The organism is Cupriavidus sp. 8B, assembly GCF_054589115.1.
This window is the reverse complement of the sequence record NZ_BAAILO010000150.1, coordinates 29,788-53,778: the sequence shown is the minus strand read 5'-3', so window position 1 is coordinate 53,778 and position 23,991 is coordinate 29,788. Positions and strand designations below refer to the sequence as shown.

Sequence of the window (23,991 nt, the reverse complement as noted above, 5' to 3'; positions counted from 1 at the left end):
CGAGACGAATTGAATATAAATGAATAAAGACGAGGTTAAGTCGAATTTGTACGAAATTTGGCTGTTGGTGCGTTCCCGCCTTCTCTGGTTGTTGGCATTTTCATCCCTGGTAGCTGGTGGCGCGTATGCGTTCAACCGGACGCTGCCTGACAAATATACGGCCATTGCCAGCTTCACCGCTGCCAAGCAGGCAGATGTGCTGGCATGGGTTGCGACCAGCGATGAGATGGTGCGTATCATGAACCGCCGGTTTGACCTGCAGACGCGATACAAGGCAAAGTCCATGCAGCAGCTTCGGCGTTTCTGGGGCGAGAACGTGGGCGTTCGGAAGACGCGTGAGGGTTTTGTCAACATTAGTGTGATCGACCCGGATCCGGAGTTCGCAGCAAAAATCGCCAACGGCATTGCTGCCTTCACGCAAGAAGAGGTCGTGAGGCGCGGACTGTCCGATGCCGGCCGCTTGCTGGGTGATCGCAAGATCCTACTGGAACAGGCGCGGTTACAGGAGGCGGCCTTGGAAAGAACGCTAGAGGAGCCGGGGCAGGCCGCAGCGGTGGCATCGATTCCCGGCATCGAGCGCTATGTGCTGGAAGGCGTGGCTAAGACCCAGGCAGAGACAGCGGCTGCAGCCAATGACGAGGCGGGGCGGGCCGTGTTGAACCAGGCAATGGTGCGCTTGCAGTCCCAACTTCTGATGCTCCAGCAGGAGAACGGCGCGAAGCAGAAATCGAGGAGCCCCGAACAGATGAAGGCGATGGATTTGCTTCAGCGCCATGTGTACTGGCGGGCGCTAACCGAAATACTTGGGCGGGAGGTAGCGCGGCTTGAGGGCGTCGCGGTCTTGGACCTGCCCTTCGACACGGCGTTTGTTCCTGATGCCAAGTCTGGTCCGGATCGCGTCTACATCGTCGTCCTGGCTTTTGTATTGTCGTTGTTTGGTTCTGTAGTCGCGTTGTTAGGACATGCCGCCTGGCGTAAGCACAAACCGACGTCTTGAGATACCCGGCGAAATTTGCGATGAATGCGCTGTGTCGCCACCGCGTGCAGGAAAATCTGCCGATTGAATAACTGATTTATTGAACGAACTATCGTATGAAAAAAGAGCTATTGGATAAGCTTACCAGCAAGGATGCAGTGATTGGGATTGTTGGGCTGGGCTATGTAGGCTTGCCGCTGATGCTGCGCTACAACGAAGTCGGTTTCCGTGTGCTTGGCTTCGATATCGACCAGACTAAGGTCGAGGCGCTCATGCAGGGCCAATCCTACATCGAGCATATTCCTGCTGCTGCGATCGCTAACGCGCGCGCCGGCGGATTCGAGGCAACCGCCGACTTTGCGCGTGCCAGCGAAGCCGATGCCCTGATCATTTGCGTGCCGACTCCGCTAAACAAATACAGGGAACCGGACCTCAGCTTTGTGTTGGACACCACTGATTCCCTGGTGCCGCACCTCCGTCGCGGACAGATTGTGTCGCTGGAGAGCACGACCTATCCCGGTACGACGGATGAGGAATTGCTCCCGCGCATTCAGTCCAGAGGCATGAAGGTCGGCGAGGATATTTTTCTCGTTTATTCTCCGGAGCGCGAAGATCCGGGTAATCCGGACTTTACGACGCGAACTATTCCCAAGGTCTGCGGCGGTATCACCGAAGCCTGCCAGGAAGCGGGGCTTGCGCTGTATGGCGGTGTGATCGACCGCGTAGTGCCGGTTTCCAGCACGCGTGCCGCCGAGATGACCAAGCTGCTGGAGAATATCCACCGGGCGGTGAATATCGGGCTTGTGAACGAGATGAAGATCGTGGCCGACAAGATGGGCATCGATATTCACGAGGTCATTCGCGCGGCGGCGACCAAGCCCTTTGGCTTCGTGCCGTACCATCCCGGTCCCGGCCTAGGTGGTCATTGCATCCCCATCGATCCCTTCTATCTGACCTGGAAGGCGCGAGAGTACGGGCTGCACACCCGTTTCATCGAGCTCGCGGGCGAGGTGAACAGTGCAATGCCGGATTGGGTCGTGAGCAAGATTGCGAACGCCCTCAATGAGCGCAAGAAGTCCATCAATGGCAGCCGCGTACTGGTGCTCGGCATCGCCTACAAGAAGAACGTCGACGATATGCGCGAATCGCCATCGGTCCACATCATGGAGCGGCTGCGCGCGCTCGGTGCGGATGTTGCCTATTCCGATCCGCATGTGCCCCAGTTCCCGAAGATGCGGGAGCACCATTTCGATCTTGCGAGTATTGCTCTGACTCCCGAATCCATTGCTCAGTATGACTGCGTGGTGCTGGCGACAGATCACGACCGCTTCGACTACGCCTCTATTCAGGCGTCGGCACAGCTTGTTGTCGATAGCCGCGGCAAATACCTGAGCATCCTTCCTAATGTTGTAAAAGCCTGAGTCGAGTCATTACATGAACATTACCAAACCGCCCGTCAATGGCAGGAAGGTGCGGTTCGCCGTGGTTGGTTGTGGGCGAATCTCAGCGAATCACTTTGGCGCGATTGAGCAACATGCCGAACACGCCGAACTGGTTGATGTCTGCGACATCGATCCCGTTGCGCTTGAGGCGGCTACGTCCAAGTATGGAGTTCCTGGCCATCGTTCCCTGGACGACCTGCTGGCGGCGACCACCGCCGATGTTGTCGTCCTGACCACGCCCAGCGGCCTGCATCCCACGCAAGCGGAGGCGGTAGCCCGCGCGGGGCTGCATGTTGTCACGGAAAAGCCGATGGCTACGCGCTGGGCGGACGGTGTGCGCATGGTTGATGCTTGCGACCGGGCCGGCGTGTACTTGTTCGTGGTAAAGCAAAACCGGCGCAACGCCACGCTCCGTTTGCTGAAGCAGGCCGTGGAGGCGAAGCGGTTCGGCCGCATCTACCAAGTTCACCTCAACGTATTCTGGACCCGTCCGCAGAGCTACTATGACCAGGCCAAGTGGCGTGGTACGTGGGAACTTGATGGCGGTGCGCTGATGAACCAGGCCAGCCATTATGTCGACCTGCTCGACTGGATCATCGGGCCCGTTGAAAGTGTGCATGCCTATACCGCCACGCTGGCGCGCGACATCGAAGTCGAGGATTCGGCGGTGCTGAACTTGCGTTGGCGCTCCGGCGCGCTTGGCTCCATGGCCGTGTCAATGCTGGCCTACCCAAAGAATCTCGAGGGATCCATCACGATTCTTGGCGAGAAGGGCACCGTGCGCGTAGGTGGCGTTGCCGTGAACGAGGTCCAGTTGTGGGAGTTTGCAGAGCCGCACGCGATGGATGCGACGATCAAGGATGCGAGCTATCAGACGACTTCCGTCTACGGCTTCGGCCACCCGGCTTACTATGAGAATGTGATCAAGGTCCTGAGGGGCGAAGCCCAGCCGGAAACGGATGGCCGCGAAGGCTTGCGTTCTCTGGAGCTTCTGATTGCAGCCTACCGCTCGTCGCGCGAAGGCAAGCGGGTCAATCTTCCGCTCGAGCTATGACCATGGCATATCAGGCACATTCAACAGCCATTGTTGACGATGGCGCGGAAATCGGCGAGGGCACCCGGATCTGGCACTGGGTCCACATCTCGGGTGGCGCGCGAATTGGCGAGCGTTGTTCGTTTGGGCAGAACGTGTACATCGGCAACGATGTCACGATCGGTAACAACGTGAAAGTGCAGAACAATGTTTCGATCTACGATGCTGTCACGCTTGAGGATGACGTGTTTTGTGGGCCGAGCATGGTGTTCACCAATGTGAACAATCCCCGCAGCCACGTTTCCCGCAAGGACGAGTACCGGCGGACGGTGGTACGCCGCGGTGCCTCGATCGGCGCAAACGCGACCGTAGTCTGCGGGCATGAAGTCGGTGAATTCGCTTTCGTCGGGGCCGGCGCGGTCGTTACCCGGGACATCCCTGCGTACGCACTTGTGGTCGGTAGCCCGGCAAAGCGGATCGGCTGGATATGCCAGTGCGGGGAACGCCTGCCGGATACAACGGGCGCGCATACCTGCGAGCACTGTGGCGCGCAGTATCAGCTTGAACCGGATACTTGCCGTCGCGCGGTGTAATACCTGTGCAAAGGTAAGAGGCATGGAGCGTCCAGGCCAACGCTCCGGCTGCGCATTGTTTTTGGGCGGCACTTACCCGGGCATTCGGATTGAGAGGTGTTACGGAGGGGCGGGAGGCGCCTTGTGGTATAGTGCGTTCAAGTGTTGAACGCAGGCTATCCCACCCCGCCTCGAGCCTGGTCGTTCCCGTGAAATGGGACGTTAGGGTCGGTTTAGCCGTTAAGGCAAAGCCGATACCTCGGCGATACCTTATGACTATCCATCAAGACGAAACCGACTACCGGGTACTTCAGCTTCTCGCCGCCAATCCGGAGATCAACCAGCGCGAACTGGCGGGCGCTCTCGGCGTCAGTCTGGGCAAGATCAATTACTGCCTGAGGGCCTTGCTGGATAAGGGCCTGATCAAAATACAGAATTTCAAGAACAGCGAGAACAAGCGAGCCTATGCCTACTTGCTCACGCCAGTTGGCATTACTGAGAAATCCGAACTCACCGCCCGGTTTCTGAAGCGGAAGATGGATGAGTATGAAAGGCTCCGTTCCGAAATCGAGATACTGAAGTCGGAATTGGAGCAAACAAACGGGATGAGAACTGGCTGAGCCAGGTATCGGACCCAAGCAGTTTGCGTTTCGCAATTTCACCCGGCGTGAGTCTTGCCTCCGGACCTGGCATGCATTGTCCGAGCGAGCCCTAACCGTTCAGCTGGTACGGAACGGACGCCGAAGACGCCATCGTCTCCCATTGTCACCAACAGCGATTAGAAGTGATCTATGTCTGATTCCTCAATTCCGTTCATTGACCTCAAGGCGCAATACCGGGCGCTGCAACCGCAAATCCAGGAGCGCATTAATCGTGTGCTGGATCATGGCCAGTACATCATGGGTCCTGAAGTCAGTGAACTCGAGGAGAAGCTGGCTGCCTACACGGGTGCGGAGCACTGCATCACCGTTGCCAGCGGGACCGAGGCGTTGCTGATCAGCTTGATGGCGCTGGGGATTGGTGCCGGCGATGAGGTGATTACGACCCCCTTCACCTTCGTGGCGACCGCGGAAGTCATTGTGCTCCTGGGCGCCAAGCCGGTATTTGTTGATGTCGAGCCGGATACCTGCAATATCGACGCTGGCCTCATTGAAGCCGCGATCACGCCCAGGACCAAGGCGATCGTGCCCGTCAGCCTCTATGGGCAGCCGGCCAACATGGACGAGATTAACGCGATAGCCGAGCGCCATGGCCGTATTCCGGTGATCGAGGATGCCGCGCAAAGCTTCGGCGCGGACTACAAGGGCCGCAAGAGCTGCAATCTCTCCACCATCGGATGCACGAGCTTCTTCCCCAGCAAGCCGCTTGGCTGTTACGGTGACGGAGGCGCCATCTTTACCTCGGATGCTTCACTGGCCCAGGCAATGCGGGAAATCCGGGTTCACGGCCAAAGCAAGCGCTATGTGCACACCCGTATCGGCGTAGGCGGGCGCATGGATACCATCCAGTGTGCGATCGTGCTCGCCAAGCTCGAACGCTTTGACTGGGAAGTGCAGCGCCGAATTGAAATCGGTGCTCGCTATAACGCTTTGCTGGATGCCGCCAAGGTCAAGCGGGTTCGCCAGCGCGAAGATCGCACGAGCGTCTACGCGCAGTACACCGTTCTGCTGGACGACCGGGCACAAACCCAGGAGGTCCTGAAGGCAGCTGGCGTGCCCACCGCGGTGCACTATCCGGTGCCCCTGAATGAACAACCGGCCTATCGTGACCTTTGCGGCCCATCCAGTACTCCAGTTTCGGCGGCGCTGGCGCAAAAGGTCATGAGCCTGCCGATGAGCGCAGATCTTTCCGAGGCTCAGCTTCTGAAAATCGTCGACGTACTCGGCAGCAGGGCCTAACAGCACGAGTATGGGAAGACTCATTCCGCAGAACCGCTTCCTGCGATCTGTGCTTGCGCTGGTTTCGGGCACGGCAGCAGGCCAGCTGATCCTGGTGCTCGCGACGCCTGTGCTGACGCGGCTTTATGCGCCCGCGGAATTCGGCATCCTGGCGGTATTTACCGCCGCGATGTCGATGATTCTGATTGTCTCCAGCCTGAGGTATGAATTCGCCATACCTTTGCCAAAGGGCGTCGGAAGCGCGCGCCTGCTGCTGTTGCTGACGCTGGGGATCAATGCTGCTATCGCCGCTGCATCCGTGGTGGTGGTGGCCCTGTTCAGGGATGACATTGCCAGGCTGAGCAAGACGCCCGCCCTGGCAGACTATCTCTGGCTTCTGCCGCTGGTTGTCCTGTGCGCGGGATCGTACAAGGCCCTTAACTATTGGGCGGTACGCAACAACGACTACAAGGCCATCGCCCAGACCAAGCTGACGCAAAGCTGCGCAAACGTCGCGACCCAGCTGGTTTCTGGCCTGATGGGGCTGGGGGCGCTCGGATTGATCCTGGGGCAGCTGATCGGATTGACCGCCGGCACGGCGCGCCTTGCCAGGGGCGTCGGCTTGAGGTCGCTCGTAGGCAGGGCATCTTCGTCGGGTCAGCGATTCCTGGTCCTGTTGCGCCGCTATCATCGGTTTCCTAAATACGATGTCCCGGCCGCATTGGTCGATGTCATGGGAACGCAATTGCCGAACATGCTTCTCGCGGCGCTGTTCAGCCCGGCGGTGGCAGGTTTCTACATGCTGGCGGAACGGGTTCTGATGATGCCGATGACGCTGCTGGCACAAGCTGTCGGTCAGGTTCTTCTCGGCGCCAGCCAGGACTCGGCGCGCAATGCCGGTCTGGACCGGCTGGCCCTGAAGGTGGTGGTTGTGCTGATCGCGATCGTCGCGCTGCCGACGCTGGTCGTCTTTTGGATCGGTGGGGACCTGTTCGCGTTGATCTTCGGCCAGAGCTGGCGCGAAGCCGGAGTCTATGCGAGCTGGATGATGCTTGGCTTGTCCGCGCAATTCCTCTACTCGCCGGTTTCCATCTTGCTGATGGCAACGGAGGGGCAGCAGCTCAATCTGTGGATCAATCTCTTCCTGCTTTGCGCCAAGGCGATTGCAGTCTGGTACGGATTTCACGTTGGCAGTCCGCTGGTGGCGATTATTGGTTTTTCCCTGGTTGGTATGGCGGGCTACGCTGGTGGCGTCCTTGTGATTCTCTTGCACACTCGCAAGCATGCCGTGCGCGTCCGATCATTTCGTACTGAATAGCTGAGAACTATATGTGTGGCATCGTTGGTGGCTACTGGAAGCACCCTGACAATGGTCTTGAGCCTCGACTCCAAGCCGCGCTGGCGGCAATGCACCATCGGGGCCCGAATGACAGAGGTTTCGAGCTGAACCGCATGGCGCACGGTGCGGTCGTTCTCGGCCACACCCGCCTTTCGGTCATTGATCTGTCGGCCGGCGGCCACCAGCCCATGATCACCACGGACGGCCGGTACGCCATGATATTCAATGGCGAAATCTACAACTACCGTGAGCTGCGCGAGGAACTGAAGGCGCTTGGCCATCAATTTCACTCAGACTCGGATACCGAGGTCCTGCTGTGCGCATGGGTGCAATGGCAGGCCGAATGCCTCCCCAGGCTGGAGGGGATGTTTGCATTTGTAGTGCACGACCGCAGTTTGAACCGGTTGACGTGCGTCAGGGATGCCTTCGGGATCAAGCCCTTCTTTTATGAGCTGCATGAGGACCGCCTGTATTTCGCCTCGGAACAGCCAGCGCTGATGGCGCTGCGCGGCACCAAGGGCCGGCTCGATTGGCAGCGCAGTTATGACTATCTCGTGCACGGCGACTATGACAGCGTCGAGCGCTCCTTTATCGACGGGATCAAGCATTTGCTGCCGGGACACCTGTTGCAGGTCGACCTGGCCGCGTCGATACGCGCCGTGCCGGAGCGCTGGTGGCGACCCGATACCAGGGCGCGTTCGGCGTTGTCGTTCGAGCAGGCAGCAGAGGCGGTACGCGAACAATTCCTGCAGAATATCCGCCTGCACCTGCGCAGCGACGTGGCGCTGGGGGCTGCCCTGTCCGGAGGCATCGACTCCTCGGCAGTGGTATGCGCCATGCGGCATGTCGAGCCCGACCTGCCGATCAACACGTTTAGCTATATCGCGCAGGGCAGCAACCTGTCCGAGGAACACTGGGCGGACCGGATCAATCTGCACGTCAACGCGAAGGCGCATAAGGTTACCGCTACCGGGGCAGACTTGTTCCGCGATCTTGACCAGATGATTACGGCACAGGGAGAGCCGTTCGGCAGTACCAGCATCTACGCCCAGTACAGGGTGTTCCAGCTGGCACGTGAACACGCCGTCACCGTGACCTTGGATGGACAAGGCGCGGATGAACTGCTGGCCGGCTACAGCGGATACCCCGGCTACCGCCTGCTGAGCCTGCTCGGTCAGGGCCAGCCCTATGCGGCGCACAATTTTGCACGGCAATGGAGCCAATGGCCCGGCCGGAGCTACAAGCTCGCTTGCATGGAACTGGGACGCGTTGTTTTGCCGGACAGTCTCTACCGGTCGGCGCGCAAGGCGCTTGGCCGCGACTTTGCCCCGCCCTGGCTCAAGACAGACATGCTTGCGGAGGCGGGCGTCAACTTGAACGAGGCCCGCACTGCGTTGCTTCCCGATGCCAAAGGGCGCCGGGTGATGGAGCAACTGGCCAAATCCTTGCAGCAACGCGGGCTTCCCGCGCTGTTGCGGCACGCGGACCGCAATTCCATGCAGTTCTCGGTCGAGAGCCGGGTGCCTTTCCTGACGGTGCCGATGACAAATCTGCTCCTTTCATTGCCGGAGCACTACCTGATCGCCCGCAACGGCGAGACCAAGAGCGTGTTCCGCGCCGCCATGCGCGGCATCGTGCCGGACGACGTGCTCGACCGGCGAGACAAAATCGGATTCGCTACGCCGGAGCGGGACTGGCTGATGGGACTCTCGCGGGAACTGCGCGGGTGGCTGCAGGACAGCAAGGATATCCCCTTCATCAATCGCGATGCATTGCTGGCAAGCTTTGATGCTGTAATGGCCGGTAAGGCACGATTTACCTGGCAGGTCTGGCGCTGGGTGAACTTCGTGCGCTGGCATACGACTTCGTGCTGATATTGACGGCATCCCCCGAGTGATTCTGCTTCGGGTAGCAACAACAGTCGCCCTTGGTTCAGTCCGAGGGGGATGATGACAGACTAACGTGAGGTGTTTGTGAAGGTTCTAACGATTATTGGTGCCCGCCCCCAATTCATCAAGGCAGCGGCAGTGTCGCGCGCATTCCGGCGTAGCGCGCTGTTCTCGGAAGTCATCGTGCACACTGGGCAGCACTTTGACTCCAATATGTCCGATATCTTCTTCGATGAGCTGGAGATCCCCCACCCCGATTACAACCTGGGAATCGGCGGCGGATCCCATGGCCAGAACACCGGCCGGATGATCGAAGCCATTGAAAAGGTCATGGTGGAAGAGCGCCCGGACTGGATACTGGTCTACGGCGATACGGATTCGACGCTGGCTGGTGCGATTGCCGCGGTGAAGCTTCACATCCCGCTGGTGCATGTGGAGGCAGGCCTGCGTTCGTTTAATAACCGGATGCCGGAGGAAACCAATCGCAAGCTGACCGACCATGTCAGTACCTTGTTGCTGGTTCCCAACGTCGTTGCGCTCGGCAACCTGGATGCCGAAGGTATTCGCGGTGCCCATGTGATGAATGTCGGTGACGTCATGTATGACGCCGCGCTGATATTCTCGGCCAAAGCCGAACGGGAGAGCCGGGTGCTGGACGACCTGGGCCTCGCCCCCAAGCAATACATCCTGGCCACCGTACACCGACAGGAAAATACGGATGTGCGGGAGCGGCTGGAGAGTATCCTGCGTGCTTTCGCGGCCGCGTGCCAGCCGGTGGTCCTGCCTTTGCATCCGCGCACCCGCCAGCGCGTGGCGCAGATGGGCCTGAGCATTCCCGGCAATGTGAAGGTCGTGGATCCCGTCGGCTACCTGGACATGGTTATGCTGGAGAAAAATGCCAGCCTGATCGCGACGGATTCGGGTGGAGTGCAGAAAGAGGCGTACTTCCACCAGGTTCCATGCATTACGCTGCGTGATGAGACCGAATGGGTCGAGTTGGTGGAACTGGGCTGGAATCGACTGGCCTCGCCCGCGTCGGAAGGCTTCAAGGCCGTGTTCTCGTCCATCCCGGCTGCTGGCCGCCTGGATGCCATGCCCTATGGCGACGGGCATGCCGCGGAGCTGATTGCAAAGGTGATCGCGGAACATAACCGCTGATATTTGCTAGCAGAATCGAGGAAACTGAAATGAAATTGTCCAAGCTGCCGCTTGCCCTGGCCTTGCTGATAATGGTCAAGCTGGCACTGGATTATTTTGCCTACCATGTGTCCGGCAGCTATGGGGTTTACGGCCTGCAGGTATCGGGCGAATGGTTCTCGGGGAAATATTATCTCTCCTGGCTGGTGGCGCTTGTCGTGTTTTTCTCCGCGTTGCCATATTTGTCCGTCTGTTGCGACGAGATCGATTATGCGGTGGTTTTTTTATTCCTGGCCACCTTCTTGCCGTCCGCGACCGTTTTCTGGGTGGCGGATGGGGACTTCAGCTTCTTCGCCTTCGATGCGGCGTTCTGGATTGGATGCAGCGTAATCTTCTATTTCCTGTCGGAACTATATCCGTGGCAGGCAGCGAGATATGACGATCCCCGTGTCTCGCGGTGGGAGACACCATTCGCCTGCGTATATGCAGCCATTGTGTCGTTGCTTCTTCTGAATTTGCTTCGCAGCTACAATATCGGGCTGGATTTCAGTTTTGCCTCGGTCTACGCGCGCCGCAAGGAATTCGTCGAGTGGCTCAGCGGAGCCTGGACCTACCCGTACGCCTGGTCGGTCTATGTATTCGCCGTGTTCCTTATTTTTATTCCTCGCCTGAAGACAATCAAGTTGCTGGGAATAGGCTATGTACTTGTCTTTTTTCTTTCCGCCGGCGACAAGGTCTACCTGTTCCTGGTCTTCCTGATCATTGCATTCCTGCTGCTGCGGGGCATCAGCATTGCCGTCACCCTGATCCTGGCCGCATTCGCGGGTTTGTTTACGGCGGCGTCGATCTTCGATTCGGTCTGGCTCGGGTTCATTGTCAACCGCTTCGTGATCCTGCCGCTGGACATAGCTTTCAAGTATGCATCGCATTTCACAGGCGAATACCTGATGTACTCGTACAGTTTCTTGTCGAAGGTATTCCACTATTCCTACGACGGCGCGCCGGCGCAGATAATTGGCGACATCTATTACCTCAAGGGGGATGGCGCGAATGTCAACTTCCTGGCTGACGCCTATGTGAATTTTGGCTGGCTGTCGATCGCGCCGCTGCTGGGCTTTTTTGCCATCCTGCGTACCGTCTTCCGTGACTCGAAGTACTTGATCCTGCTGACTCCGCTGTTGATTCAGCTGATGAATGCGCCGCTGCCTACTGTCCTCCTGACAGGAGGGGGGGTACTGATGATCCTGAGTTGCTACCTGCTGTCGCGAAGCGTATCCGTGGCTGCGCCTGCTTCCGGCCTGGCCACGCAGGCTCCCTGAATTGACGAACAAGGACACGGGGCCGCAGAGTCCCCGACGCTAATATGGATTACCCGTTAATTTCCGTTATCATCCCTTGCTATAACCACGAAAAATACGTGGAACAGGCGATTGCGAGCGTGTTGGCGCAGAGTTATCCGAATGTCGAACTCATCGTGATCGACGACGGGTCCAAGGACGGATCCGTCAAGCTGCTAACGGAATTGGCCGCGCGCCACGGCTTTCGTTTTGTCAGCCAATCGAACCGCGGCGTTTGCCGCACCTTCAACAGGGCAATTCGCGAATTCTCAACCGGAGAGTACGTCGCCCTGCTGGCTTCGGACGACTACTGGCAAGCCGAGAAACTGGCAAAGCAGATGGCGTTGCTCGCGGCCAGTCCGGCGGCCGAGTTCTGCTTCACGCAAGCCCAGGAGTTTGCCGATGATGGCCGCCTTCTTCGCATATTTCCTGCGAAGCCAAAAACTGGAAAGGTCACTTCCCAGGTTTTCCTGCGGCAGGGCGTGCCGGCGGGATCGATGCTGTTCTCGCGGAAGCTGTACGATAAGCTCGATGGCTTCGACGAAAGCCTGAAAGAGGAAGATTGGGACTTTGTTATCCGCTGCTCGGCGGAGACTGAGTTCGTGGCGGTCCGGGAGCCCCTTTTCTACTATCGATGGCATCAGGGCAATACCATGAAGACCCGAGGTAGGGCGGAGATTTTCCGGCAGAAGGCCTTGATCCTGTCGAAGAATTTTCACCTGGTGTCGCCGCAGCGATGGTTTCTGGCGATGTCGATTCATTTCGCCCACGATATTTTCCTCGCCCGGATGCTTGGGAAGTGATCGAGGGCTGACAGCCCGCCCGGATTGGCGGCTTCCTGCACGCATATATGCCCGTCGTGAATTTCCAAGGGAATACCGAGCGGAACGGTAATCGAAGACTAGAAAGGTTGTGACTATGAAAGGCATCGTCCTCGCCGGTGGATCCGGCACGCGACTATACCCGGCGACCCTGGGGATATCGAAGCAGCTGCTGCCGGTTTACGACAAACCGATGATCTACTATCCGATTTCAGTGCTCATGCTGGCCGGAATTCGCGATATTCTCGTGATTTCAACGCCGTTGGATCTTCCTCAATACCAGCGGGTACTGGGGACAGGCGAGAAATTTGGCGTGCGTTTCAGTTACGCCGTGCAACCGAGTCCGGATGGACTCGCGCAGGCTTTTATTATTGGCGAAGAGTTTATCGGTACGGATAGCGTGTGCCTCGTGCTCGGCGACAATATTTTCTACGGGCAGGGCTTCCGGCCTATCCTTCACTCTGCAGCGAGCCGCTCCAAGGGGGCCACGGTTTTTGGCTACCAGGTGAAGGATCCCGAGCGTTTCGGCGTCGTGGAATTCAATGAGGAGAAGCGCGCGATCTCGCTTGAGGAAAAGCCAAGCAATCCCAAATCGCATTTTGCCGTCACTGGCCTGTATTTTTACGATAATCAGGTAATCGATATCGCAAAGAGTGTGAAACCATCGCCCCGGGGTGAGTTGGAGATCACGAGCGTCAATCAGGAATACTTGAGTCGCGGCGAGCTGTGTGTGGATGTTCTTGGCCGCGGTTTCGCATGGCTGGATACCGGCACGCATTCCAGCCTGCTGGAAGCGGCGCATTTTGTTGAAACGGTAGAGAACCGGCAGGGATACAAGATCGCTTGTCTGGAGGAGATCGCGTGGCGTAGCGGCTGGATTGACGCCGATGCACTCAGGGTAGCGGGCCGGCAGTTGGGCAAGACCGACTATGGGATGTATCTGCTTGGACTGGCGGACGAATCATGAGTGTCTTTATTCACCCGAGCGCAGACGTAAGCGCATCCGACATTGGCGCGGGCACGCGCGTGTGGCAATACGTCGTGATTCTGGCGGGAGCTATTATCGGCAAGGATGCGAATATATGCTCGCATTGCCTGATAGAAAGTGACGTTGTCGTCGGTGATCGTGTAACCGTAAAATCCGGCGTGCAGTTGTGGGACGGGGTGCGGCTTGAGGACGACGTATTCGTCGGCCCTAATGTGACCTTTACGAACGATCTGTTTCCACGCAGCAAAGTGTATCCGGAAGCATTCGCACAGACCACGGTTCGCAAGGGGGCTTCAATTGGCGGCGGCGCGGTGCTCCTGGCGGGCATCACGATCGGCGCCAACGCCATGGTCGGGGCGGGCGCAGTCGTTACCCGATCAGTGCCGGACGGAGCCATCGTGATAGGCAATCCTGCTAGAATCAGCGGCTATGTGACGCAGAATGCCAGCGGTCCGACATGAGCAATGACGCAGGACCTGCGCAATACGATCTTGCTCCATGAAGATCGCGTACCCGCAACTCCGGAGGCAAACGGTCTCGCCAGCGACTTGAAAGGAATGCCGGCAGCAAAACGGGGGTTGCGCCCGCACGTGGAACGACTCCGGCGAGCGGACCGGACCGATCTGGACACGCCCAACGCACGGGCCGTCCAAGCAGGAGAAAATAATTGATGTCTGTAGAGAATTGCAAGTTAATCGAATTGCCGAAGATCGCCGATCAGCGCGGCAATCTGACGTTTATCGAAGCTGATCGACACGTCCCTTTCGGTATCGAGAGAATCTATTATCTTTATGATATTCCGGAAGGTGCGGAGAGAGGCGCGCACGCGCACAAGGCTCTGCATCAGCTTATTGTCGCGATCGCAGGCAGCTTCGATGTCGTCTTGAATGATGGCACGCAACGGCGGAGGTTTTCTCTGGATAGCCCGGACAAAGGACTATATGTCTGTCCAATGATGTGGCGGGAGTTGGACAATTTCTCCGGCGGGGCGGTCTGCATGGTGCTGGCGTCGGCCAAGTACGATGAAGATGATTATTTCCGGGACTACGAAGAATTTCTCTGCGCGGCTAAGGGTAGCAAATAATGGTGCATTTCCTTGATTTGAAGAAGATTGCGCTGCAGCAGCGTGAAGAACTGTTGGCGGCGTTCGAGCGGACGCTCGATTCCGGGTGGTACATCCTCGGCGAAGAACTGAAGAACTTCGAGGGGGCATTCGCCGACTATTGTGGCGCCGGGCATTGCATTGGCGTTGCCAACGGGCTGGACGCGCTCACGTTGACGCTGCGGGCCTGGAAAGAACTCGGCCGGTTGAAGGAGGGCGACGAGGTCATCGTGCCCGCAAACACCTACATCGCCAGTGTCCTCGCGATTACCGAGAACAGGTTGATCCCGGTTTTTGTCGAGCCCGACGACAATACGTTCAACCTGGACATCGCCAAGACGGAGGCCGCGATCACCTCCAGGACCAGGGCCATCCTGCCAGTGCACCTTTATGGCCGGCTGGCGGACATGCCAGAGATCATGGCACTCGCCGACCGTCATGGCTTGCTGGTGCTGGAGGATTCGGCGCAAGCTCACGGCGCCCGTCTCGATGGGCGCAAGGCGGGGGCCTGGGGCCATGCATCTGGGTTTAGCTTTTACCCCGGCAAGAATCTTGGCGCGCTGGGCGACGGTGGCGCCGTCACCACCAATGACAGCGAGCTGGCGGAAACGCTGCGCGCCTTGCGCAATTACGGCTCCCACGAAAAATACAAGAATGTCTATCAGGGTGTTAATAGCCGCCTGGACGAGATCCAGGCGGCTGTGCTTAGCGTAAGGCTCAAGTATCTTGACCTGCAGACTGAGCAGCGCCGCAAGGTAGCGCGCATGTATCTGGATGGGATCAGCAATCCCCTGATCCGCCTTCCCAGATGGGAGAGCCGGGAACAGCATGTCTGGCACCTGTTCGTTGTCCGCACGGAAGCGCGCCAGGCGTTGCACGAGTATCTTGGCAAGGCCGGGGTGCAGACCCTCGTTCACTATCCCATTCCTCCGCACCGGCAAGCGGCCTACGCAGCCTATGCAAGCCAGAGCCATCCCATCACCGAGCTCATGCACGATGAAGTGTTGAGCCTTCCCATTTCACCCGTGATGACCGATGCAGACGTGCAGGAAGTGATCCGGCACGTAAACGCTTTCAGCGCATAGGCGACAGAGACATGGGAAAAAAGGTTTGCCATTTTAGTTCGGTGCACAGGGTGAATGACGTTCGCGTCTTCCACAAGGAGTGTCGTACGCTCGCTTCGGGAGGCTACGACGTTTCATTAGTTGCGTGCCCAGCCGATGTCACTGCTGGGAGCGGGGTCGACGTGATCCAACTGCAGAGTGGCGGTGGGCGTTTGAAGCGAATGTTGACCGGTGCGCTTAAGGCATTTCAGGCGGCCAAGGCGCAGAAAGCCGATGTCTACCACTTTCACGATCCGGAATTGCTTCCCTACGGGCTGCTGCTGAAGAAGCTGACCGGTGCGAAGGTTATTTACGACTCGCATGAATGCTATCCGGATGACATTCTGTCGAAGGAATGGATTCCGTTGCCCTTGCGCAAAATAGTCTCGACGTCGTTCCGTTGCCTGGAGGACTTCGTGGTCAAGCGCCTGGATCTCGTGGTGGCTGCCACCTCGCATATCGAGAAGCGGTTCAAGCCGGTGGCCAAGCGTACCGTGACAATCAACAACTACCCGTTGGTGGAGGAATTCATCCAGGCCCACAGTGATAGCGTGGAGAAGGATGGGTTCTGCTACGTGGGTGCAATCAGCCAGGTGCGTGGCATCTTGCCGTTGATGGACTCGCTGGATTTCATCGACCCCAGCATCAAATTCTATCTTGCGGGCACATTTGCAGGCACCGATATCGAGACTGCAGTGAAGTCGCATCGGAACTGGAGTCGCGTCTCATTCTTCGGACAGGTTAGCCGCAAGGAAATCTCAGATATCTACGGCAGGTCGTTCGCCGGGATTGTCAATTTCCTTCCCGCGCCGAACCACATCTTTTCTCAACCCAACAAGCTCTTTGAGTATATGTCGGCCGGCATTCCGGTGGTTTGCTCCAATTTTGAATTGTGGCGCAGTGTAATCGAGAGCGGCGAATGCGGGATTTGCGTGGATCCGTCCGAGCCTGCCGCGATTGCTGGCGCCGTCAACGCCATTCACGGCAGTCCCGATCTGTGGGAGCGGTATTCGCGCAATGGTCGTACTCTCATCGAGGAAAAATACTCCTGGAATCGGGAAGGGCTGAAGCTGCTGGCCTCGTATGACGAGGCGCTCGCACAATGATCAAGCTGGAGCCGGCAACGCAGCAGGATCTCCCGAGCCTTGCTGCCGTACACAAGAAGGTCTACTCGGAGGCGCACTTCACTTCGCGGTTCTCGTCAGAGTTACTGGAGCGCTACTATGGCCACTTTTTCGACAGCGATTGCTTTGTCGTCAAGGCTCTGCCTGACGACGGCAGCTCGACCCTGCCGATCGGCTTCGTGGTCAGTGGCTTCGGCATGGGGGGGCGGATTGCTGCCTTTAAGCGGGAGCAACGCAGTGCCATCTTGCTGACTGCGTTGGCTAACCCGGTAGCGGCATCCGCCAAGGTCCTGGCGGATGTGTTCTATCGTTTTTTTGATACGAAGCATCCCTATCAGGAATCCCGTTTTCTGATTCTTTCCATTGCCAGCGACAGGTCCAGGCCAGGGATCGGCGCCGCATTGCTGGAGCAAGCAAAGCAGAAGTCCAAGGCAATCGGATGTGATGCGGTCGGACTCTACGTGCGTGTCAGCAACGTCAAGGCCATTCGTTTTTATCTGGACCACGGGTTTGTCATCAAAGGCTATTCGGCCGGACAGTTTTATCTTGAGGCAGCTACTTCATGAGCACTTCCCAACCCTTTCTTCCCTTCGCGTTGCCTGAGATCGGCGATGAAGAAATCGCAGCGGTCACGGAGGCCCTTCGCTCGGGCTGGGTGACTACCGGCCCGAAGACAAAAGCCTTCGAACAGGCGTTTTCCGACTATCTTGGTGGCGGCGTGGAGAGTATCGCCGTTAATTCGGCTACGGCCGGCCTACATCTGGCGCTGGAAGCGCTCGGTATCGGGCCTGGGGATGAGGTCATCGCGCCGACACTTACTTTCACGGCTACGACCGAGGTCGTGCGTTATCTGGGCGCCGATCCCGTGCTGGTGGACGTGGATGCGAAGACGCTTAATATGGACGTGGAGAAGCTCCGTGCGGCGATCACGCCGCGCACGAAAGCGGTCATGCCAGTGCATTACGGTGGTCTCGCCTGCCAGATGGACGAAATTTTCGCGGTCGCGCGCGAACACGGCCTGAAGGTAGTGGAGGACGCCGCGCACGCTTTGCCGACTACGTTTGGCGGAACTAAAGTAGGCCAGTTGGAGTCGGATGCGACGGTCTTCAGCTTCTACGCCAACAAGACCATGACCACCGGTGAAGGCGGCATGGTCGTAACGCGCAGTGAGGAACTGGCCAGGCGGATGAAGGTGATGCGTCTGCATGGGATGAACCGCGACGCTTTCGACCGTTTTGTCTCTAAGACTCCGGCATGGTATTACGAAGTTGTGGCGCCCGGCTTCAAGTACAATCTGACCGACATCGCTTCCGCGATGGGGCTGGTCCAGTTGTCGAAATTGCCGCGGTTTCTACTTCGCCGGCAAGAACTCGCGGCGCGCTACGCGTCGGAACTGCAAGACTTGCCATTGATACTGCCGGCGGACGCCCCGGTGGGTGACATCCATTCCTGGCATCTTTATGTGGTGCGCCTCAGTGAGGCGGCGCTGGCTGCCGGGCATCGCCGCGACGAGGTCATTCAGGGGCTGTCGGATCGTGGCATCGGTACCAGTGTGCACTATGTGCCACTCCACCGCCATCCTTACTGGAGAGATCGCTACGAGCTGCGTCCCGAGATGTTCCCGGTGGCGGACCACGCTTATCAGACTATGCTGAGCATCCCACTTTATACCGCCATGTCCGATGCCGATCAGGCACGGGTAATCAGTGCGCTGAGGGAGGTTCTTGCCTGATGGCAAAGCGCTTGTTTGACCTGTTCTTCGCAGGCGCAGGCACCATCGTGCTGTCTCCGCTGCTAGTGTTGCTGGCCTTCGCGATAAAGCTCGAGTCTTCGGGGCCGGTTTTCTTCCGGCAGGAACGCGTGGGGCAATTCGGAAAGGTTTTCCGCATTCACAAGTTCCGCACCATGGTGGTCGACGCAGAGAAGAAGGGCCTGCAGATTACCGTTGGAGCGGACCGGCGCGTTACTCGGGTCGGCTCCATACTGCGGAAATACAAACTAGACGAATTGCCGCAACTCCTGGACGTTATCGTGGGCGATATGAGCCTCGTCGGACCTCGGCCGGAAGTGCCCCGTTATGTTGCCTGCTATCCGGCAGCGGCGCGTGAGAGGGTGCTGTCCGTAAGGCCGGGGATCACCGACCGAGCATCCATCGAGTTCAAGGATGAGAATATTATTCTGGGGCGGGCGGTGGATGCCGAGCGTGCCTATATCGAAGAAGTCCTGCCAATCAAGCTGGATTTCTATCTCGACTATGTCCAGCACCGTTCCCTTTGGCTCGATTTCAGGATCATTCTTTCGACGCTATCTGCCTTGGTGAGGAGGTAGGCCTCCTTGCGCTGGTTGCGCGCCTCCATCGCTTGGCCATGCCGTCGGCACTGATTGCTTCCCACCTGTTCGCCGCCTTGAGCTCTTCCTTGCGCAACAAGCTGGGGATGCCACCCGCAAACGGGGTCGATTAATGTGGGCACCGCATTTGAGGTAATCGGGTGCGGCGATTTGCGGCGTTGGCCAAGAAAGTTGTTAATTGAAATAATCCCGGAAGCAAATATTCGGGTGAATTCTGGCGCGGCCCTTAGCGGCTTTGCTTGGAAAACGGAGCGGCACATTATTCATGATAGATATAGGGCGTTTTCGTAATTTTGCGATAGGTATGGCTGCCACGGCTGTCATGGCGCTCTATGCTGGATGTCAGGCGATTAAACCCGAACCACTGTTGCCGGTAATCTTCGAGCCATTTGACCTGAACAAATCGCCTGGAGTGCAGTTCGATAGCGACGGTATTCCTCACATCAAAATCTGGTCGACCGGCGAATTCAATGCCAATCCGACATCGGTCGCGCAGTGGGGGCTTGGAGCATACGCACGCTACTTCAAAAATGGGGCGGAAATTGAAAAAGCGCGTATATTTAAGGCCGCAGATTGGCTGATCGCAACGCAAAGCCAGAATGGCGGGTTTCCCCTTCAGTTCGATCACAATTATCCGCATCCGAACGGATACCGGTTGAAGGCACCGTGGTATTCGGCTGTCACCCAGGGGAATGCTATCTCTTTGCTTGTTCGTGCGTACGGAGAATCCAAAGACTCCAAGTACAGAGTTGCTGCTGGCAAGGCACTCCGTGTGTTTACGATACCAACCACGGATGGTGGTCTGCTGGGTGAATTGAACGGAATGCCGTGGTATGAGGAAACGCCGGATCCACGCGACCCGAATCATATCTTCAATGGCTTTGTGTTCGCGCTATTGGGCATCAATGACTATTTTTTGGCCACAGGCGACAGGCGGGCGTTGTCTCTATGGAGCGCTGGTGATGCCTCATTGAGAAAGAATCTTGATGCGTTCGTGGTCCACGCAGCGCCCGAGGACGCCACATTGCCGATGCCGTGGAGTATCTACGATCTACAGCATCGTAATTTCGAAAAGAAGCCGAACTATCTCACGGACTTCTACATGGGTATCCACATCGCCTTGTTGAGAGAGATGTTCAAGCGGACCGGCTATGCGAAATATCTGGAAGTCGCAGAGCAGTGGGAGCGATCACTAGGGGAATACAAAAAGACCCACTAGTATTTCGCTTAACTGGCAGCCCCGCCCGAGCCGACAGGCGAGCGGCTTTTACTGCCGACGGAACTGGGTGGGCGTTCGTCGGGCGCGCCAGAGCGTCGGCTCGCATACATTCACGCGGGCTCCTCACTTGCGGCATTTACCCTGGACGGTGGACTCAATGTTCCGAGGTGCCAGCGAAGTGGTGCAGAAGATTGGATTCCCTACCCCAGGACCGAGTGCCAACGATCCAACGTGTTTTCGATTGTCAACGGTTGTGCCGATTCGCGGGCATTTGCCGCAAGATGATCGCGCAGCGCTTCATCCGAGATCAGCAGCGTCAGGGACTCGGCCAGAGCAGAGGCACTATCCACGGGTGCCACCAGACCATTCGTGCCATCGATGATCAGCTCCTTCGGCCCGGTCTCGCAATTCGTCGACACAATTGGTAAGCCAAATGCCATAGCCTCAATGAGTACGAGCGAGAAGCCTTCATAGCGGGAGCTAAGGCAGAAGATCGCACTATCTCGATAGGCGTCTTCCATCTCTGCCCGGACTCCCGGCATTTCCACCGAATCCGCGATGCCGAGCTCGCGCGTAAGCGCTTCCAACGCTTGGCGCTCTTCGCCATCACCAAGAATAAGCAAGCGCCAGTCGGAGTGGTATTGGCGTACGCGTGCCCACGCGTTTAGCAGGACATCGAATCCTTTTGCGCGGACCATTCGGCCGACCGCCAGCACCGTGGTTGATGCTCGCCTTGCCGGCACTGTTGGAAAGGGAAACGGTAGTGGATTTGGAATCGCCTCGACACGGCAGCGCGGCGCAAGCGCCTCCTTCCATCGCTGCCGGTCGCGTTCTGTCAACACTACCACGGCGTCATTGAATCTTGCCGCCAGCCTGCGCGCAAAGCGCCGGGCTGGCTTCCCCAGGTCCTCGTCGAAATGACAATGCTCCCAGGCGATTCTGCGAATCTTGAGGCCCAGGGTCGCGGGCAGTGTGAACAAGGTGAGCATGGTATCGACTTCAATCAGTACGTCGACATGCCGCTGCTTCGCAAAGCGCCTTATTCCGGCAATTGTGGAGAAATAGGCTCGTTTGAACGATGGCCGTTGTGCAAACAGCGCTTCGTGAACGACGTCAGGATGGAGCGTAAAGCAGCTGCGCTCATCCCACAGGCTGAGGATCAGCACCGGATAGCCGCGCTCCGCGAACGCATTGGCGATGACAGCTGTCATCCGCTCGGCGCCAGCGAAGGCATTCAGCGTGCCGGTCAGGAAGCAAAGCGTAGGTAATGGCTTCATGCGGCCGCCAGGGAGGGTGTTTTTCTGCTGCGCCACCACAGGCAGATGCCAAACGCCACGGCAACGGCATTGCCCAATGTATAGCCGCCGACGGCTCCCCATGCCCCATACTTGGGCACCACCGCCAGGTCGAATGCGAGCGTGACCGCCAGGACCACGCCCCACTTGATGGCGATCCAGTCGGGCCGGCGCAGATAGACGGGAAGCAAGGTCAGGCCGACGTCGGCGAAGATCAACGTCGAGGACAGGGCTGCGGTTTGCAGCAAGGCGGCGGACGATACAAAGGCGTGGCCATATAGCAACTGCACGATCCACGGCGCGCCGGCGGCGATCAGCACCGCCCCGCATAGCCCGATCGCGCTCATGCCGATCGCAATGCGCGCGATGTTTGCACGAGCTGCCACAAAAGCGGGCTTACCGTAGACATAGATAGGCGCAACCCCCGCGGCCAGGATGGTAGCCACAACCGTGTAGTTGTCGAGTATCTGCATGCACGCTGCATAAGCGCCGAACTCGGCAAGCGGCACTGAGGGCTGCAGCACCAACTGGTCGATCCGGCGCGCGCCCATCATCAGCATGAAGCTCACCCAGAACAGCGCGCCGTTTGTCATCAGCTCACGCGTGAACTGGATGTCGTATTGCACGCGACAGGGTTCCACCCGGGTGAAGTAGTAGGTGGCCAGCAGGCCGGCAAGGATGATGGCCTCGATGGCAAATGCACTGGCGAAGGATGGAACACTGTGCACGCCTGCTGCAAAGAGGATGGCCACCAGGCCGCCCTTGGCGGAGAGCGATATCAGGCTGAAGAGCGTATTGGGGCGATTGTTGGTATGCGCCTGCAGCCAGGCAATCACCACGCCGGAGGGTTCCCTGAGCAGAATGGCGATGCCAAGCAACAAGGCTGCGGCCCACGTGTCCGGCGCGGGCTGGCGCAGCAGCAGGAAGCCGCACATCAGCAAGTAGCCGAGGATTGCACCACCGACACGCAGCGAAAACGCATGCGTGAGCAGCTTGTGCTGCTCATGCGGCGACGGCGTCGCCACCAGCCGTGGCACGACCACCTCGCCACCGCAGATCAACGCTACCGACGCGGCGATCAGGACCACGGCCTGGGCGTACTGGAAGTGCGCGAACCCTTCGGGCCCCAGCGCGCGTGCCAGCATGGCGACGATGCCGATCCCCGCGGCCACCTGGATGCCGCGCTCGGCTAGCATCCACAGGAGATTTCCGGCAACTAGACGCCGCATCAGGCCAACTCCACGCGCTCGGCGGTGGCTCGCCTGGCCAGCCGCGTGTAGCAGGATAGCCATTGCCGTGCGACCGCATCGATGCCGAATCGCAAGGCGATGCGATCCCGGCGCGCGGCCTGCTCCGAGGGGGAGCCAAGCCCGGCGCGCAGCACCACCCGCATCGCGGCGGCCAGCGCGGCTGCATTGTTTCTTGGCACGATCTGTCCTGCATCGCCAAGCAAGCCCGCAACGCCGGGCGCGTCAGTGGAGACGACCGGGCAGCCACATGCCAGGGCTTCGGCGATGACCAGCGGCATGCCTTCTATTTCCGAAGAGAGCACAAATAAATCTGCGGCATTGAGCAAGGCGGCAATATCCCGCCGCATGCCCAGTAGCGTGGCGCTCTCGTCCAGGCCGAGCCGTTCGATCGTGGCGGCGAGCGCTTCGCGCTCGGAGCCCTCTCCGGCAATCAGCAAGCGGGCTTCGACCCTCTCTTCGGATTGCAGGCGGCTGAATGCGTCCAGCAGCAGGTCCTGCGCCTTTTCGGGCACAAGCCTGCCGACATTGAGGATGAGGATCGATGCCTCGGTGGCACCGAGGCTTTGCCTGGTAGCCAGCCGGAGCTCGGGCGAGGGGTGAAAGCGATCGAGCTCGATGCCATTCGGTACCACGACGATGCGATCAGGGGGCGCTGCGCCGGCGTCGATCATGCCCTGGCGGCCATCCGCGCTGACATGGGTCGTGAGACTTGCCCAGCGGTCGGTCAGCCGGTACGCAAGCATGCGCAGCCTGCCGCCTTCCCGGTAGCTGTGGGCGGTGCAAATCACCGGTGGCGTGCGCGTTATCCGGGTCAGGGCACGGGCGAAAAGATTGGCGTGGACCATGTGCGCATGGAGGATGTCGGGTTGCCAGGCTCGCAGGAATGCGCGTATTTGCCATAGCGTGCTCGCCATCGACCATGGTGTCTTGCGCATGTCCAGGCGCAGCACGGTTGCGGCTTCAGGCAGATCGACGTCGCAATCCGGCGTCAGGCTGACTACGGCTACTGCATGACCGAGCGCGATGAATTGCCGGGCCAGTGCGGCTACCTGCTGCTCGGCGCCACCAAGGCGCAGGCCTGTGCTGAGGAGCATGATCCGCATCGGCTGCGGCAGCGCTTCCCCGGGCGTCCGGTTCA

The 23,991-nt window shown here is 58.7% G+C and carries 23 protein-coding genes; 20 read left to right on the top strand and 3 right to left on the bottom strand.

The features are described from left to right. The first annotated feature begins 19 nt into the window (after positions 1-19). The 20 genes from ACYP5B_RS15435 (at position 20) to ACYP5B_RS15340 (ending at position 20,308) form a co-directional block, all read left to right on the top strand. Positions 20-997, top strand: coding sequence for a hypothetical protein (locus ACYP5B_RS15435; RefSeq protein WP_459570296.1), 978 nt, complete (start codon positions 20-22; stop codon positions 995-997). 95 nt (positions 998-1,092) lie between these two features. Continuing rightward, positions 1,093-2,397: a nucleotide sugar dehydrogenase gene (locus ACYP5B_RS15430; protein WP_459570295.1), complete on the top strand. Its 1,305-nt coding sequence runs from the start codon at positions 1,093-1,095 to the stop codon at positions 2,395-2,397. Positions 2,398-2,410: 13 nt separating this feature from the next. Next, complete coding sequence (locus tag ACYP5B_RS15425) at positions 2,411-3,472, top strand: Gfo/Idh/MocA family protein (RefSeq protein WP_459570294.1); 1,062 nt, start codon at positions 2,411-2,413, stop codon at positions 3,470-3,472. A 2-nt stretch (positions 3,473-3,474) separates the two neighbouring features. Further along, positions 3,475-4,044, top strand: a complete 570-nt coding sequence (locus ACYP5B_RS15420) for an acyltransferase (protein ID WP_318231854.1) — start codon at positions 3,475-3,477, stop codon at positions 4,042-4,044. 251 nt (positions 4,045-4,295) lie between these two features. Beyond that, positions 4,296-4,643 carry a MarR family EPS-associated transcriptional regulator gene (locus ACYP5B_RS15415; protein WP_459570293.1) on the top strand — a complete coding sequence of 116 codons (348 nt, stop codon included), beginning with the start codon at positions 4,296-4,298 and terminating at the stop codon, positions 4,641-4,643. A gap of 186 nt (positions 4,644-4,829) precedes the next feature. Further along, positions 4,830-5,921, top strand: a complete 1,092-nt coding sequence (locus ACYP5B_RS15410) for a DegT/DnrJ/EryC1/StrS family aminotransferase (protein WP_459570311.1) — start codon at positions 4,830-4,832, stop codon at positions 5,919-5,921. Positions 5,922-5,931: 10 nt separating this feature from the next. After that, positions 5,932-7,218 carry a lipopolysaccharide biosynthesis protein gene (locus ACYP5B_RS15405; RefSeq protein ID WP_459570292.1) on the top strand — a complete coding sequence of 429 codons (1,287 nt, stop codon included), beginning with the start codon at positions 5,932-5,934 and terminating at the stop codon, positions 7,216-7,218. Between the two features lie 11 nt (positions 7,219-7,229). Then, positions 7,230-9,113 (top strand): asparagine synthase (glutamine-hydrolyzing), encoded by a 1,884-nt coding sequence (asnB, locus tag ACYP5B_RS15400; protein ID WP_459570291.1) that lies wholly within the window; start codon positions 7,230-7,232, stop codon positions 9,111-9,113. Positions 9,114-9,212: 99 nt separating this feature from the next. Further along, positions 9,213-10,286, top strand: a complete 1,074-nt coding sequence (wecB, locus tag ACYP5B_RS15395; protein WP_318231850.1) for a non-hydrolyzing UDP-N-acetylglucosamine 2-epimerase — start codon at positions 9,213-9,215, stop codon at positions 10,284-10,286. Positions 10,287-10,315: 29 nt separating this feature from the next. After that, positions 10,316-11,584, top strand: coding sequence for a hypothetical protein (locus ACYP5B_RS15390; RefSeq protein WP_459570290.1), 1,269 nt, complete (start codon positions 10,316-10,318; stop codon positions 11,582-11,584). Between the two features lie 44 nt (positions 11,585-11,628). Beyond that, entirely contained in the window at positions 11,629-12,405 is a 777-nt protein-coding gene (locus ACYP5B_RS15385; RefSeq protein WP_459570289.1) for a glycosyltransferase family 2 protein, read from the top strand. 115 nt (positions 12,406-12,520) lie between these two features. Continuing rightward, a complete protein-coding gene (gene rfbA / locus ACYP5B_RS15380; protein WP_459570288.1) occupies positions 12,521-13,390 on the top strand; it encodes a glucose-1-phosphate thymidylyltransferase RfbA in 870 nt (289 codons plus the stop codon). Further along, the gene (locus tag ACYP5B_RS15375) at positions 13,387-13,872 is read left to right on the top strand and encodes an acyltransferase (RefSeq protein ID WP_318231846.1); all 486 of its coding nucleotides are present in this window, start codon (positions 13,387-13,389) and stop codon (positions 13,870-13,872) included. Before rfbA ends, ACYP5B_RS15375 begins: the two co-directional genes overlap by 4 nt. Positions 13,873-14,081: 209 nt before the next feature. Then, positions 14,082-14,495 (top strand): sugar 3,4-ketoisomerase, encoded by a 414-nt coding sequence (locus ACYP5B_RS15370; protein WP_318231845.1) that lies wholly within the window; start codon positions 14,082-14,084, stop codon positions 14,493-14,495. Continuing rightward, positions 14,495-15,598, top strand: coding sequence for a DegT/DnrJ/EryC1/StrS family aminotransferase (locus tag ACYP5B_RS15365; protein ID WP_459570287.1), 1,104 nt, complete (start codon positions 14,495-14,497; stop codon positions 15,596-15,598). The genes ACYP5B_RS15370 and ACYP5B_RS15365 overlap by 1 nt, the downstream gene beginning before the upstream one ends. An 11-nt stretch (positions 15,599-15,609) precedes the next feature. Then, positions 15,610-16,722 carry a glycosyltransferase family 4 protein gene (locus ACYP5B_RS15360; protein WP_459570286.1) on the top strand — a complete coding sequence of 371 codons (1,113 nt, stop codon included), beginning with the start codon at positions 15,610-15,612 and terminating at the stop codon, positions 16,720-16,722. Further along, the gene (locus ACYP5B_RS15355) at positions 16,719-17,306 is read left to right on the top strand and encodes a GNAT family N-acetyltransferase (RefSeq protein ID WP_318231842.1); all 588 of its coding nucleotides are present in this window, start codon (positions 16,719-16,721) and stop codon (positions 17,304-17,306) included. The genes ACYP5B_RS15360 and ACYP5B_RS15355 overlap by 4 nt, the downstream gene beginning before the upstream one ends. Further along, positions 17,303-18,472, top strand: coding sequence for a DegT/DnrJ/EryC1/StrS family aminotransferase (locus ACYP5B_RS15350; protein WP_318231841.1), 1,170 nt, complete (start codon positions 17,303-17,305; stop codon positions 18,470-18,472). Before ACYP5B_RS15355 ends, ACYP5B_RS15350 begins: the two co-directional genes overlap by 4 nt. Next, on the top strand, positions 18,472-19,068 hold the full coding sequence (locus tag ACYP5B_RS15345; RefSeq protein WP_459570285.1) for a sugar transferase: 597 nt from the start codon (positions 18,472-18,474) through the stop codon (positions 19,066-19,068). The genes ACYP5B_RS15350 and ACYP5B_RS15345 overlap by 1 nt, the downstream gene beginning before the upstream one ends. 325 nt (positions 19,069-19,393) lie before the next feature. Then, entirely contained in the window at positions 19,394-20,308 is a 915-nt protein-coding gene (locus ACYP5B_RS15340; RefSeq protein WP_459570284.1) for a D-glucuronyl C5-epimerase family protein, read from the top strand. Between the two features lie 200 nt (positions 20,309-20,508). On the opposite strand, the gene ACYP5B_RS15335 is transcribed toward ACYP5B_RS15340, so the two are convergent. From ACYP5B_RS15335 to ACYP5B_RS15325, 3 genes are read right to left on the bottom strand one after another with little or no spacing between them, the layout of a single operon-like run. Then, positions 20,509-21,585, bottom strand: a complete 1,077-nt coding sequence (locus ACYP5B_RS15335; protein WP_459570283.1) for a glycosyltransferase family 4 protein — start codon at positions 21,583-21,585, stop codon at positions 20,509-20,511. Next, positions 21,582-22,832: a lipopolysaccharide biosynthesis protein gene (locus ACYP5B_RS15330; protein ID WP_459570282.1), complete on the bottom strand. Its 1,251-nt coding sequence runs from the start codon at positions 22,830-22,832 to the stop codon at positions 21,582-21,584. Before ACYP5B_RS15330 ends, ACYP5B_RS15335 begins: the two co-directional genes overlap by 4 nt. After that, entirely contained in the window at positions 22,832-23,956 is a 1,125-nt protein-coding gene (locus tag ACYP5B_RS15325; RefSeq protein WP_459570310.1) for a glycosyltransferase, read from the bottom strand. Before ACYP5B_RS15325 ends, ACYP5B_RS15330 begins: the two co-directional genes overlap by 1 nt. Positions 23,957-23,991: the final 35 nt, after the last annotated feature.